This window comes from Helicobacter fennelliae (genome assembly GCF_900451005.1).
In the GTDB taxonomy this organism is placed as follows: domain Bacteria; phylum Campylobacterota; class Campylobacteria; order Campylobacterales; family Helicobacteraceae; genus Helicobacter_B; species Helicobacter_B fennelliae.
This window is the reverse complement of the sequence record NZ_UGIB01000001.1, coordinates 1,268,602-1,282,668: the sequence shown is the minus strand read 5'-3', so window position 1 is coordinate 1,282,668 and position 14,067 is coordinate 1,268,602. Positions and strand designations below refer to the sequence as shown.

Sequence of the window (14,067 nt, the reverse complement as noted above, 5' to 3'; positions counted from 1 at the left end):
CTTTAGATTTGATTTTTGGTTCATTTATTGACTCACTTTTGGGGCTTGCTATTTTTACTTTTTGGCAGGAGCGATTTCTTCGATACTCATATCGTTTGATTCTAAAGGCATTGTCGTGATACCATAATGCCTCAAAAGCTCGGCATTTCCTGCCATTTGAGAATCTTTTGGAATAGTGCTAAGAATCTTTCGTGCTTTGGTTATATCTTGCGCTTTGATTGCCAAATACGCCTCTTGAATCTTTGCCAAATCACCAAAAGCAGAATCTATTGCATCAAGCTTTGCGCTATCTTGGCTTTTTGAAGCTATTTCGTATTCTGCGATTTCTTTGACAATTTGATTTGATGAATTTTGCAACGCTTCAAAATCGAGATTTGATCCATTTAGATTCTGGGTATTTGCTAGCTGTATTATTTGCGCATACAAAAACAAATCATACAACTCTGGGGCTTTGTCTTTTAGCGATTGGCGCAATACTTCATTATTTGGCGATTGTGTTAATTCTCTATAAATCTCATTGATTTCAGCAGCCTTTTTTTCCTCCAAAAACGAATACACGCCTATATACACGCCCCATAGCACAAGCACTAGCACAACGACAATCAAAATATATTTGTATTTCTTAAAAAACCGCTCAATCCTAAATGCGCTCTCTAAAATCTTTTCATCATTTTCAAATTCTTTTTTGATCACTTGCAAATCATTATTAATCGCCATTTTTACTCCTTATGTTTTATGCCACTACTACCAAAGCCTTTTTCGCCACGTTCGCTTTGTGAGAGAGTTTGGACTTCTTTGAGTGTGGCTTGCGGGGCGATATTCAGCACTGCTTGAGCGATTCTATCATGCTTATGGATATGAAAATCCTCCTGAGAATGATTGATAAGAATCACCATAATTTCGCCTCGATAATCACAATCAATAGTGCCGGGTGTGTTAAGCACGCTTATGCCATGATTTATAGCTAGCCCGCTTCGTGGTCTAATTTGTAGTTCATAGCCTTTTGGGATCTCAATAGCAAGCCCTGTTTTTACAGCTACCCTTTTGCCTGCTTGAAGCACAAGAGATTCTAGCGCGTGCAAATCAAAGCCCGCTGCACCTTCTGTTTGGTATTTTGGCATTATCGCATCTGCGTGCAATCGCTTGATTTTTAAGACAGGCATATTAGGCATACTCTATTCCTTATTATCAAATGTGATTGGCTTATAATATACTTTTAAAATCTCAAAATCACTCTCGCCTCGTGGAAGGGTGATTGTTACCTCATCGCCTACACTTTTGCCTATAAGTGCTTTGGCTATGGGTGAAGCAAATGAAATAAGCCCGCGCGCAGGATCGCTCTCCACTCCGCCTACTATCGTATAAGTCATTTTTTTGTCAGAATCCAAATCCAAAATCTCAATCGTGCTTCCAAAGCTCACTTTATCATGCGCTAAAGTCGCAGGATCTATAACTTGAGCTTGCGCGAGAATCTGACTAAGGTCATTAATCCTTGCTTCGATAAAAAGCTGTCGCTCTTTGGCGGCGTGGTATTCTGCGTTTTCTTTCAAATCCCCATGCGATCGCGCTATATCGATTTCTTTGACGATATTTGGACGCTCAACTTCTTTGAGATGTTTTAATTCAGCACAGACTTTGTCATATCCATAAGGGCTCATTGGTTGCATAAAAACTCCTAAATAAAAACCTAATCATACCAAAAATCTTTTAACCCCTTAAAATATTTGCAACATTTACAGCACTGCCATATTTGAGATAAGATCTCAACTGCAAAGCATGTGTATAAAACTTTTCTCTATCAAAGCTTTGATAAGCTTCAAGCAAATTTTTGGCTGTGAGGTTTTCTTGGATAAGCTCGATATGCATAGCACTTGCGCCATTTCCGGGTGGCTCTTTATTGAGCGCGTTAAAAAAAATATTTGCCAATCCTATGTAGTGCAAACGCACAAAACTTCTCGCGATATAATAATCAAGTGTCGCTGCTCTGTAACCAAGCACAAATGGCGTCCCAATAAGCGCGGATTCTAGTGTCGCAGTGCCTGAGCAAATAAAAGCAAATTCTGCATTCCACAAAGCTTCTTTGCTATCAAAGCACACTTCAAAATCGCTTATATCGCCATAAATAGATTCTAGATTCTGGGTTTGAAAATATGGTGGCACAACAAGCGTTTTTTGGATTCTGCCTAAAGATTTTGCCACTTTTTGAAATTCCGGAAAAATGCGCCTAATTTCGCCCTTTCTGCTTCCGGGCATAAAAACCACGCCACTGCCTTTTGTATTTACCCTAGATTCTGGAATCTCATCAAGCAATGGGTGTCCTACATATCGTGCTTTGGACGGATAGAGATCCACCTCAAATGGCAAAATCGCAAGCAATGCATCACAATGCTGCCAAATGCCTTTGGCGCGCCATTTTTTCCACGCCCACACTTGCGGCAAAATATAATAATACACGGGCGCGTGCATGTGAAGTGATTTGATCTTTTTAGCCAAAGGAATGTGAAACGAGGAAGAATCCATAAGAAGTATTTTGTCTGCGCTATGTGCGAGATCACACATTTGCTTGTGTGCCTGCCAAAAAAACGATAATTTTTTTGCCACATCAACAAACCCCATTACAGAAAAATCTTTTGGGCTATACAAAGGCGTGCCAAACGCACTCAAACTCTCATCAAAAATCCCTATAAATTCAATATCTTTGCCTAAATATTTTACTAATGACTTTAAATGCAGATTTGAGCTTGGCTCTAATGCGCTCACAAGCAGTTTCATTGTTTATCCTGATGTGTATCTGAATGCGTATTTAATGTAGCAAGCGATTGGATTGTATCAGTTTGGGGTGTTTTTTGCTGATATTTGGAAGGGTGTTTGGAGAGTTGCTTAGAGAGTTGTAATTCCAAATCCAAAAGATGTGTAAAGCTTGAAGCTGTGGTATTTGACTGCTGGTTTTGGTGTGTGATTTCTTTGTGTATCTTATGTAGTGGCTCTAGCGCGCCTATACCTTCAAGCTGCAATTCAGCATAAAAATCTCTAAGCTCTATCTCAAGTCGCTTGTTTTCAAGCTCTAATTCAGAGATTTTATTTTTTAAAACTCGATTTTCTTTGAGTTCGACTCTGTATTTTTTATACAAATCCTCGCCAAAAACTTTTTGCGCGGGTTTTGCTTTGGTGATTGAGCCATCTTTAAGATAGATTTCAACATTTTTGAGTGCGCCGGGCAGGATTGCAGAGCGATTTTCTTGGATTTTTTGGTGCTGGGTTTTGCTCTGGGCTTGGATTTTTTTTATATTGAAGTCTTTTTGCAAAGATTGAAGCTCCTCAGTGGTTGCTTGCTTTTGGGATTCGAGGGTAAGGAGTTGCTGCTGGGTTGTTTTGATGGTTTTGCGCATTGTTTTGAGCTGATTTTGCAAAGCATTGATTTCATCTTTATAACTTTTGATTTCTTTGGCAAAAGTATCGCTTTTTATTTTGATAGCACTCATAATCTCCCAACCCTCTTTGATGTCTTGCAAGCCTATCGTATCTGATTTTTTGGCGATTTCTTTTAGCACTTCTTGCTGTATTTGATTAGCGTTATGTTTTTCCATATTCTTTCCTAACTTAATTTCGCATTCTAGCTTCACATATTTTCTACATTGTCTTCTACATTCATTTCTATACTCAAAAGAAGCATATCAGATCCGGCGATGATTTTGACATTTTGTGTGCCACATTGCTTACAGCTTGCATAATCCAACGCCTCCACTTCAAACTCCGCACCACAATCATAACATTGCAGTTTGACTTTTTGGATCTGTATCTCAAGCTCTGCCTTTGCACAGAATCTACTCTCTTGCTTAAATGTCTCAAATGCACTCAACAAAAGCGAAGGCTCTATCGCGCTTCTTTCTCCTATGCTTATAATAATGCGCTCCACACAAAGTGCGTTATTATCTCTAGCATACATATCGCATTGTTCTAATAAATCATTCACCACTGAATATTCGTGCATTTTTTTACTTTTTGATTAATTTTAGCACACTAAATATCAAAGTTTTACTCTGTTTGCTATATAATCACAAAATTTTAATGCCTAAAACACCACCATATCAAACAATTTAAAGGAATAATATGGCTCAACAACAAAACACAAATACTGCCAACACAAACACTACAAACCCCGCGCACAATGCAGAATCTAAGGTAGATTCTAGGCAAGATTCTGCATTAGATTCTGCGCAATTTGCGACTACTGATTCTACTCATTCTGCTTCCTCTACCCATTCTACCCATTCCACTCATTCTGCCCGCTCCACTCTCCATCCGCGCTACAAAACAAAGCAAATTTTTGTCGGTAATGTCGCCATTGGCGGTGATGCGCCTATTTCAGTGCAAAGTATGACTTTTACCAAAACGCGCGATATACAAGCCACCAAAGCCCAACTTGATAGACTCGCTCTCGCAGGAGCTGACATCGTGCGCGTGGCTGTAAGTGATCTCAAAGACGCACACGCACTCAAAGAGCTCAAAAAAGTCTCGCCTCTCCCGCTTGTCTCAGACATTCATTTCCGCTATGAATACGCCCTCATCGCCGCAGAATCTGTGGATTGCATACGCATTAATCCGGGCAATATAGGCTCAAAAGAAAAAATCAAAGCCGTGGCTCATGCGTGCAATGAGCGCAAGATTCCCATTCGTATCGGCGTCAATGGAGGAAGCTTAGAGAAGCAATTTGAGCAAAAATATGGTCCTACACCAAAAGGAATGATAGAATCTGCGCTGTATAACATCAAGCTTTTGGAAGATTTTGGCTTTAACAATATCAAAGTCTCGCTCAAAGCAAGCGATGTAGAGCGCACAATGGCTGCGTATCGTGGGTTGCGCCCGCTTGTAGAATACCCCTTTCATCTGGGCGTTACAGAAGCAGGCACGATGTTTCACTCCACTATCAAGTCCTCAATGGCACTTGGAGGCTTACTTATGGAGGGCATTGGCGATACGATGCGCTGCTCTATCACAGGCGAATTAGAGCAAGAAATCGCGCTTGCTCGGGCTATTTTGCGATATAGTGGGCGTCAAAAACAAGGCATTACAATTATCTCCTGCCCTACTTGCGGGCGCATTGAAGCTGATCTTGTCAGCATGGTTAGGCAAGTTGAAACAAGACTCAAACACATCACAACCCCTTTGCAAATCAGTGTCATGGGCTGTGCTGTAAATGCCTTAGGAGAAGCCAAACACGCTGATATTGCGATAGCATTTGGCAACAAATCCGGACTCATCATAAAAAAAGGCGAAGTGCTCAAAAAACTTCCAGAAAATGAATTGCTCGAAAACTTTGTCGCCGAAGTCGAAAGTATGGCACAAGAATACAAGCAGGATTAGATTTGAGTTGAGATAATGAGATTCTAGAATCTAAAATGGATTTTGGTTTGATTCTCTCTGAATTTTTGCTCGCATTTAAGAATGATAAAACACAATTACAAGCAAGACTTGTTCTTATGTGGCAAATAAAAAGACAATTAGATTCCATTAAGCAGAATAATTTTAAATTTTGGCTTGAATGTATTTTGATATTTATAATGATTAAGGTAAAAAGGCTTGAAATTGTCAAAGATTAAAGATTTAATGGTCGGAGTAGCGGGATTCAAACCCACGACCTCACCCACCCCAAGGGTGCGCGCTAATCAGGCTGCGCTATACTCCGATGTATCTCATATAAAGAAAACAAAATTATAGCTTTTTTTCTTTATATGATGATTAAAAAGCAAGGTTTTGCAAGATTTAAAAAGTTTAAAAGTTTAAGAATTTAAAATATCTCAATTAAAAAATTTCAAAATAAAATTATTGCGTGCAAGATTGTATCTGCACAGCGTGTGCTTTAAGCTCAGAATCTGCTTCTATCGCATTTTTAGGAATCCTCAAAAACACATTCAATGCCTCTTTGCACTGCCCTATTTTATAATACCCCCACGCTAATGAATCAAGATATGCCACAGAGTTAGATTCTAGTGCGAGTGCGTCTTTGACATAAGCTATGCCTTTTTTGATGTCAATCTCATAATCAATCATCAAATACCCCACAAAATTATAAAAAAACGCATCTTGTGTCGTTGGCTTTTGTTTGGCTTGCTGTAATTCTTTTTTTCTCTCTTTGATCGCTTTTTCTAGCTTTTTGCTCGCTTCTATGGCTTTTTGCTTTGAGATGTTTTGATTTGCGCTGATTTCATACACTGCTTGCAATGCCAAAAATTTAGGATTTTTACTCTCTTTGTAAAATCTCTCAGCCTGCTTGTATGCCTTTGTGTAATCCCCTTGCATCACATACAGATCAAGCAACAAACCCTTATCAAATGGAAAAGATTCTGCTATGCCTTGCGCTTCTTGGTATTGCTTGAGACTTACCAAAATACGCATAAAATTTGTCGCATTTGGAATGGTCGGGTTTTTTGTGTAGATTTGCTTAAACACTTCTTTGGCTGTTTGAAGTGCATTCAAATCAGAATATATCTTTAAACTCTCCTCACAAAACATATCACTACAACCATAAGAAAGAAGATGAGCAGAAAGCATATCAATTGCTTTTTGTGGCTGGTTTTGTGTGATATGTATCAAAATCATCTTCACCAATGATTCCTCATCTTTTTCTTCTTTGTATATCTCATCAAAAAGCTCCAATGATTTGGGAAGATTTTTTTGAAGTAAATAAAGATTTGCTAGAATCTTTAAAACTTGCAATGAAGGCTCTTGCTGTTTGACTTTTTCTAATACCTCAATGGCTTTATTAATATCGCCATTTTTTGTATAGCCATCAGCTAGGACTTTATTTATCTGCAAATCATTTGTATCGCCGGTGAGTTTTTGGTAGAGCAATGCAAGATTCATACTTGTTTGCAAATCTCCTATCGCTGCGGCTGCTTGTGCTGCTAGCTTGGCGTAGTATGGGTTTTTGGTCTCTTCAAACAACAATAAAAAATCATCTCTAGATTCTGCAAAGTCATTATGATACAAGCTATCTAATCCCATAACAATCATCATATCTTCATTAGCGTTATTGGCATTAACTTCACTCGCACTAAGCACATAAAATCCACCAACCACACAAAAAACCAAACAAGCAAATTTTGCTTTCATAAATTCCTTTCTATATCTTTCATATCTGACTTTTATATGTTTAACCCTCATCTTTAATCCCCACATTTAGCCTTTATATTTAGCTTATATATTTAACGCCCGGGCAAATTTCAAGCAATTCTTTGAGATTGGCTTTTTGCTTATAGCTCTCCCAAAAAGGAAAAGTTCTGCATTGTTTTGGGCGGTATTCATACACTAAGCAATTTTTCTTCTGCTCATCAAAAAACACACACGCCCATTGTCCGTTATATGGCTTTTCTATAAGCGAAAAACGATAGCCGACTTTTTTGAGGTATCGCAATGCAAAATCCTCAAATGGAATCTGCAAAAATGCGCTTATGTTTTGGGCTTCTTGCAATGTCAAAAAAATATATCCACTCTCTCCTGTGCAACACTTTCCGCCACAAGTTTTGCACGCCTCTGATGAGAATCTAAAACTAAAATCTTGCATGCTATATCTTTTTTGGCTTGCTTGATTTGTCTGATTGTATATATGCTATGATTTTATCAACCAAACTTATCGTATCAATGCCTAAAAATCTCTCCACACTTTTGACATCTCCATGTCTGACAAATTGAGATTCTATCTCTAGGCTATAATATGGCTTGACAATATCACAACTTGCCATAAATTCGCCAATCGCACTTCCCACGCCACCGCTTTTGTAGCTATCACTAAAGATAAAAATATGCGTATGAGAGAGAAGATAGTCTTTGAGACGCAAAGGAAGTGGAGAGACAAAGCGCAAATCTAGAAGCGTAGGATTTAATCCAAGTTTTTTCAACTCCTCACACACAAGATATGCCCTACCGACACCATTTCCATATCCTATTAATAAAATATCTACTCCATTTTGCAAAACCTCACACTCACCCAAAACAAAATCACTCGCTTTGAAAATCCCATCATTTAGGATAAATTGACCGCGCGGATAGCGATAAGCACAAGGCGAATCGCAATGCTTATACGCATATTCAATGGCTTTTTGTAAAGTGGCATTATCTCTTGGCGCAAACAAAGTAAATCCCGGAATGATACGCAAATATGCAATATCAAAAAGCCCTTGATGCGTCTCGCCATCTTCGCCAACAATCCCCGCTCTATCAATGCTAAATCTCACAGGCAAGCACATTATCCCGACATCATGGATAATCTGATCAAATGCCCTCTGCAAAAAGGTTGAGTAAATGCTGACAAATGGCTTGAAGCCTTCTTTGGCAAGTGCTGCCATTGAAGTTACTGCGTGTTGCTCGGCAATACCAACATCCCAGAATCTATCAGGATATTTATCTATAAGCTGTCCTAAGCCCACACCACCGGGCATAGCTGCAGTAACGCCAACGATTCTCTCATCTTTGTCTGCAAGACTTAAAAGCGTATCAGAATACACTTGCGTAGGACTTATTGAGGCTTTTTTTAGAGATTTGCCTGTTTGTATATCAAAAGGACCAACGCCATGCCATTTCTCATACGGACCTTCAGCGATTTTGTATCCTTTGCCCTTAATCGTCTGTATATGCACCATAACGGGCTTTTTAAGCTCTTTTGCGCGCTTAAAGCACAAAATAAGCTCCTCTACATTATGCCCATCAATAGGACCTATATAATCTACCCCCAATTCTTCAAATAAGATTCCGGGTGTGATGAGCTTGAGAGACTCCTCAAATCGCTTAGCAAGATATGTCGCAGAATCTGGCATTTTGCCTAAAAATTTTTTCGTAGCTGAGCGAAAGCTTTGATACATCGGGTGCGAAGTGATTTGAGAGAGGTATTTGCTAATCGCACCAATAGGCTTTGCAATACTCATTTCATTGTCATTAAGGATAATAAGCATCGGGTATTTTCTATCTCCAAGCTCATTGAGTGCTTCATACACAAGTCCTGCACTCATACTTCCATCGCCGATAAACACAATAGGCATACCCTGTCTTTTTTCTAAGTGTATCGCTTTAGCAAGCCCCACCCCAAGAGAAATAGAAGTCGAGCTATGCCCGGCGATAAAATAATCCAAATCAGATTCTCGTGGATTGCAGAATCCACTTATCCCGCCAAATTGCCTTAAGCTTGAAAACTCATTCCACCTTCCTGTAAGGAGCTTGTGCGCGTAGGCTTGATGAGAGACATCAAAGATAAAAGGATTTGCCTTGCAATCAAACACATAATGCATAGCCACAATCACTTCAACCGCCCCAAGAGTCGAGCTTAAATGTCCGCCATTTGTGCTGACAACTTCTAATATTTTTTGTCTGATTTGCTCGCACAAAGTCGCAATTTCTTGCATATTCATTTGTGGAATTTTATTTGCGATATACTCTTCCATAAAATACAGCTTAAATATCTTTGAGATTGTCTAATACACTTTGCTTGAGTGCTTTATAACGGCTAGAGATACTTCCATCGATAATGCCTCCGCCATTTGAGATAATCACACCCCCACGCGTAACTGCATTATCAGCTTCTATTTTTATCTTTTGATAATCTTTTAGTGCTGTGCTTAACTCTGGATAATCAAGATTATTGACTTTTAGGCAAACATCTGTTGTATTGGCTATGGAGCCTAGCAATTCTTTTGCTAAAGCAGTCGCTATGGCTGCGCTATCTTGCTCTACTTCTTTGGCGATAACTTCTCTAGCGATATCTACTGCAATCGCGCTTAATTCTTTTTCGAGATCATGCAAATGGGCTTGAGAGTTTTTCATTACGCCATCTAGAGTAATTGTCGCATTGATTAAGGCTTGCTTTTGCTTTTGCAAATCAGATTCTAGCTCATCTTTGATTTTTTGCTCCCCATCTCTTAACCCATCTTTATACGCGTCATTTCTAGCAGTATTAATCTGCTCTTCCATTTCTGATTGTTGTTTTTCAAACTGAATCTGAAGCTTTGCAAGAGAGCTTGAAAGCTCATCTGTTTTTTGCAAAAGTTTTTCAATGAGCTCTTTTTCGATAGAGGATTCTATCGCTTTGTGATCGATATGCAATTGTGCAGTTTCAGTGGGCGTGGCTTCTTTTGGGCTAGATTGGACAATCTTTTCATCACTTGTGATTGGGCGAAACTCAAATTTAGACACGCGATGCTCATCGACTTGGTTTTTTACAATCAAACTATCATCATCAAAACTACTCAACGACATCCTCCTCTTCACCAACTTGGATTAATCCTTGCTCTGATAAGGTCTGAACAGCCTCAACGATCTTTCTTTGTGCTGCTTCTACATCGCGCATTCTAACCGCACCCAAAAACTGCATTTCTTCGATGAATTGCTCGCTTGCACGCGTAGACATTTGATCGAGGAATTTTTGCTTGAGTGTATCATTTGCTGCCTTAAGTGCCATAGTGAGATCTTTTTTATCCACGACTTTGAGAATCTCGCGAATCGCGTTTTTGTCAAGCTTGATAATATCTTCAAAGGTAAACATCATTTCTTTGATTTCGCTTGCGAGCTGCTCATCGATTTGCTCGATATATGATAGGGTTGATTTAGCAACTTTTTGTCCGAGGCGGTTAAACATCTCAGCCACCGCTCGAGGTCCTCCAACTTCCACTTTGTAGCTTGTGAGTGATTCAAGTTTGTTTTCAAGCACGGTTGAGACTCTTTTGACGACATTTGGTGAAATATCACCCAAATTTGCCATACGAATCGCGATTTCTGCTTTCATATTATCATCACTAAAATGCTCTAATGTCTCTGCTGCGCTACTTGGATCCATATGCGCGAGAATCAAAGCAATGGTTTGTGGGTGCTCGTTGATAATAAAATCAGCAAGTTGTTGCGGGCGGATTTTACTTAGATATGCAAAGTTTTTGGCAGATTGCATAGTTTTTGCAAGCTTATCTAAAATCCTTCGCGCTTCTTCTGGTCCTAATGCTTTTGTCAATAAATCACGCGCATAATCCAACCCACCGCTATTGATGTATTGGTTAGATTGAAAAATAGCATAAAATTCCTCCAAAACAGCCCCACCGATAGCCTTATCAGTCCCTTTGAGCTGCATAATCTGCTTTGAGATTTCAGTAATACCATCTATATCAAGATTTTTAAAAATCTCACTTGTCAAATCTTCGCCGACTTGTATCAACAAAATCGCTATTTTTTCAGACATTGACAATTCATCATATTGCGCACGTTGTCTTGGGTTTAACTGCAAACTCATTGTCTCTCCTAACTTGATTTCTCAATTCCAATTTCATCATGCACGAGCTTTTGGAATAATGAGGCAATCTCTTCTGGTTTTTCTTGAATTGTTGCTTTGATTTTTTCAAGTAGCACTTCGTATTTTACTTCATCTTCGCTAAATCCACCGCTAATGCCAAGCTGTTCTTCCACGCGTTTTCTAAGCTCACCAAAGCGCGAGCTGTCTTCATCATCATCTTCATCGATTTCAAAGAGCGACTCGATTTTCTCATCTTCTGCATCTTGCACTTCAAGCATTCGCTCAGCAAATGGCGCAATGATCTTTTTGTAAAAAATAAAGATCACAATAGCAATCAGCACATATTTAAGCAATGGCACATATTGTCCGATGATTTGTGTTACTTTTTGGGTAAATGTTTGTGGTGCTTGCGCTTTTTCGGATTTTGAGAAATCCCAATCTGAAACAGTTACAGAATCTCCCCGATCAGCATTAAAGCCAATCGCGTCTTTGACGAGCTTTTCAAGCTTAGCGATTTCATCTTGAGTGAGCGGAACATATTCTAGCTTTTCCTGTCCGTCTTCTTGCTTGATGAGCTGATGCTCGCCATTGACAAGGACTGATGCGGTAAGTCGTATGGGCTTGCCGATAGAAAATTTTGTCTTGATTGTTTCATTGCCTATTTCGTTATTGACGATAGTCTCTGACTCTCGCTCTATAACCTCGCCTTGAGAATCTAGATTCTGCACTGGTCCTACATTGCTTTCAACGCCGGGAATTCCGCCTATTTGTTTTTCACCGGGTCCTTTTTTCTCTCTTTCATAATCTTTTTGAGATTTTGGCAAAACTTGTGAGCCATCAAATGTTTGCTTGACAGATTCTTGCTGGCTGAAGTCATACTGCAAATGCACGATAGCAACAACTTTATTTGCCCCACCTGCGCGAGGAGAAAGCAAGCGGACAATATCATCAGCTTTTTTCTGTTCTTCTTTATGCACAAATGCGTATTGTTGCTTCAATACCTCATTTAGCCCGGTGAGCTCATTATCCTCTCCTAATGGATTTCCATTTCCATCAACGAGCTTGACATTTTCTGGATTGAGCTTTGGTATGGCTGCGGAGACGAGATTTTTGATACCTGTGATTTGAAATGGAGAGAGCGTGCTTCCGGGCTTGATTTGCACCATCACAGCAGCTGTGGGTGGAATGGAAGTTGAGACAAAAAGGCTTTCTTTTGGGTTTGCTATTTGGACATTGGCTTTGAGGATTGGCTCTAGGGCTTCTATCGTCCTTGTAAGCTCACCTTCAGTCGCGCGCAAAAACTTCACTTGCTGTGTAAAATCTGTTTCTGCGATATTATTTGTATCAAAGATTTCAAATCCGACTTTTGAGGTTTTGGGGATACCTTGTGCAGCTAAAGATATGCGCTCTTCAGCTACCAAATGCGCTGGAATCTCTATTACATCACTTTTTGGGATACGATAGGGAATTTGATTGTCTTTGAGATATTGAACAATAAGCGCATTATCGCTCGCGTCCATACCCTCAAATAACACACCATACGAACTATCAGTTTTTTTGCTCGAAAAAAACACCAAAAACACAAAAAAAGCAACCAATACAACAATGGTTAAACCAATAATAATTTTTTGTTTTTTATTGAGTTTGTTATAGATTTTTGTAATGTGATCAAAAAATGTTTTTATATCCAAAATCAACCTCTAGCTTCAAAAATATCGCGCAGTAATCGCAAAACTTTTAGATTCTGCTCTTGCGTGCCGATAGTGATACGCACAGCATTCATTCCATAAGATTTGAGATTGCGTATAATAACACCTTTTTGCAATAAATACTCACAAATCAAAGTGCTATCATGTGGCTCTTTTAACACAAAAGTGATGAAATTTGTATAAGAGGGGATAAACTCTATATCCATTTCTTGCGCAAATTCTTCATAATGTCTCATTTGTTTGAAATTATTTTCAATGCCTTGAAGTGCAAAAGCATGATCTTGAAGTGCAGCAATAGCTGCTACTAAGCTTAAAGTCGTGATATTAAAAGGTGGTCGCACTTTATAAAGGGCTTGTATGATTTCTTGAGAGCTTATTCCATACCCAACTCGCATACCCCCAAGTCCATAGGCTTTTGAAAAAGTTCCAAGATATAAGACATTTGAAAAAGACTGGATAAGTGTATTTGGCTCTATTTTTTTCTTGACATCTTTATGTGCTGCAAACTCCTGATACGCGCCATCTATAACTACCAAAGTATCATTATTTATTTGAGCGATAAAATCAACAATATCTGCAGAATCTAAACATTCACCAATGGGATTATTTGGAGCACACAAAAAAATAACATCTGGCTTGTATTGGTGATAATATTGCAAAAATTCTTGAAGGTTATGCTGGTGGCTTGGGGTTTTTATCACCTCTGTGCCAAAATGTTTCGCATAAATTTCATACATCGCAAATGTCGTGCGCGCTATAAGGATTTTGCTTTGGGGATTAATCTTGGCTGCAAGGCAAAACTCAATGATTTGGTCGCTTCCAGCACCGATGATAAGATTCTCTACTGAAATATTCATTTTTGTAGCAAGAGCATTTTTGAGATCAAGCATAGAATCATCAGGATACACGCTTGCTTTGGTGCTATTTTGTTTGATAGATTCTATGACTTTTGGTGAACTTCCATAGGGGTTTTCATTGCTTGCGAGCTTGATTATATCCTCTTCTTTGATTCCAAATTTTCGCACAACTTCTTCAATCGGCTTTCCTGCCTCATATACAGCAATGTTCTCTAACCATTGATTAAACCGCATT

At 39.1% G+C, this 14,067-nt stretch carries 14 protein-coding genes and 1 tRNA gene; 1 reads left to right on the top strand and 14 read right to left on the bottom strand.

The window, feature by feature from the left end:
- Positions 1-54 precede the first annotated feature (54 nt).
- From DY109_RS06370 to hypA, 6 genes are read right to left on the bottom strand one after another with little or no spacing between them, the layout of a single operon-like run.
- Positions 55-717 (bottom strand): hypothetical protein, encoded by a 663-nt coding sequence (locus DY109_RS06370; RefSeq protein WP_023948864.1) that lies wholly within the window; start codon positions 715-717, stop codon positions 55-57.
- A 2-nt stretch (positions 718-719) separates the two neighbouring features.
- Complete coding sequence (dut, locus tag DY109_RS06365) at positions 720-1,163, bottom strand: dUTP diphosphatase (RefSeq protein ID WP_034550084.1); 444 nt, start codon at positions 1,161-1,163, stop codon at positions 720-722.
- Between the two features lie 12 nt (positions 1,164-1,175).
- Positions 1,176-1,667 carry a transcription elongation factor GreA gene (greA, locus tag DY109_RS06360; protein WP_023948860.1) on the bottom strand — a complete coding sequence of 164 codons (492 nt, stop codon included), beginning with the start codon at positions 1,665-1,667 and terminating at the stop codon, positions 1,176-1,178.
- A gap of 40 nt (positions 1,668-1,707) precedes the next feature.
- A complete protein-coding gene (gene lpxB / locus DY109_RS06355) occupies positions 1,708-2,772 on the bottom strand; it encodes a lipid-A-disaccharide synthase (protein WP_023948858.1) in 1,065 nt (354 codons plus the stop codon).
- A complete protein-coding gene (mua, locus tag DY109_RS06350; protein ID WP_023948856.1) occupies positions 2,769-3,587 on the bottom strand; it encodes a nickel-binding protein Mua in 819 nt (272 codons plus the stop codon). The genes lpxB and mua overlap by 4 nt, the downstream gene beginning before the upstream one ends.
- A gap of 32 nt (positions 3,588-3,619) precedes the next feature.
- Complete coding sequence (gene hypA, locus DY109_RS06345) at positions 3,620-3,991, bottom strand: hydrogenase/urease nickel incorporation protein HypA (protein WP_034550034.1); 372 nt, start codon at positions 3,989-3,991, stop codon at positions 3,620-3,622.
- Positions 3,992-4,110: 119 nt separating this feature from the next.
- Here hypA and ispG point away from each other — a divergent pair, with 119 nt between their 5' ends.
- The gene (gene ispG, locus DY109_RS06340) at positions 4,111-5,364 is read left to right on the top strand and encodes a flavodoxin-dependent (E)-4-hydroxy-3-methylbut-2-enyl-diphosphate synthase (protein ID WP_023948852.1); all 1,254 of its coding nucleotides are present in this window, start codon (positions 4,111-4,113) and stop codon (positions 5,362-5,364) included.
- A 244-nt stretch (positions 5,365-5,608) separates the two neighbouring features.
- On the opposite strand, the gene DY109_RS06330 is transcribed toward ispG, so the two are convergent.
- The 8 genes from DY109_RS06330 to hisC all read right to left on the bottom strand — a co-directional run bounded on the left by DY109_RS06330 (position 5,609) and on the right by hisC (position 14,066).
- A tRNA-Pro gene (locus DY109_RS06330) sits at positions 5,609-5,686 on the bottom strand.
- A 137-nt stretch (positions 5,687-5,823) separates the two neighbouring features.
- Positions 5,824-7,164, bottom strand: coding sequence for a tetratricopeptide repeat protein (locus DY109_RS06325; RefSeq protein ID WP_034550079.1), 1,341 nt, complete (start codon positions 7,162-7,164; stop codon positions 5,824-5,826).
- Between the two features lie 28 nt (positions 7,165-7,192).
- Positions 7,193-7,564 (bottom strand): YkgJ family cysteine cluster protein, encoded by a 372-nt coding sequence (locus DY109_RS06320; protein WP_023948846.1) that lies wholly within the window; start codon positions 7,562-7,564, stop codon positions 7,193-7,195.
- A 1-nt stretch (position 7,565) separates the two neighbouring features.
- Positions 7,566-9,434, bottom strand: a complete 1,869-nt coding sequence (gene dxs / locus DY109_RS06315) for a 1-deoxy-D-xylulose-5-phosphate synthase (RefSeq protein WP_023948844.1) — start codon at positions 9,432-9,434, stop codon at positions 7,566-7,568.
- Between the two features lie 10 nt (positions 9,435-9,444).
- Positions 9,445-10,239, bottom strand: coding sequence for a flagellar assembly protein FliH (fliH, locus tag DY109_RS06310; protein ID WP_112058533.1), 795 nt, complete (start codon positions 10,237-10,239; stop codon positions 9,445-9,447).
- Positions 10,232-11,266, bottom strand: a complete 1,035-nt coding sequence (gene fliG / locus DY109_RS06305; RefSeq protein ID WP_023948838.1) for a flagellar motor switch protein FliG — start codon at positions 11,264-11,266, stop codon at positions 10,232-10,234. The genes fliH and fliG overlap by 8 nt, the downstream gene beginning before the upstream one ends.
- 8 nt (positions 11,267-11,274) lie before the next feature.
- Positions 11,275-12,957, bottom strand: coding sequence for a flagellar basal-body MS-ring/collar protein FliF (fliF, locus tag DY109_RS06300; protein WP_051404652.1), 1,683 nt, complete (start codon positions 12,955-12,957; stop codon positions 11,275-11,277).
- 2 nt (positions 12,958-12,959) lie between these two features.
- Complete coding sequence (gene hisC, locus DY109_RS06295) at positions 12,960-14,066, bottom strand: histidinol-phosphate transaminase (RefSeq protein ID WP_023948834.1); 1,107 nt, start codon at positions 14,064-14,066, stop codon at positions 12,960-12,962.
- Position 14,067 lies beyond the last annotated feature (1 nt).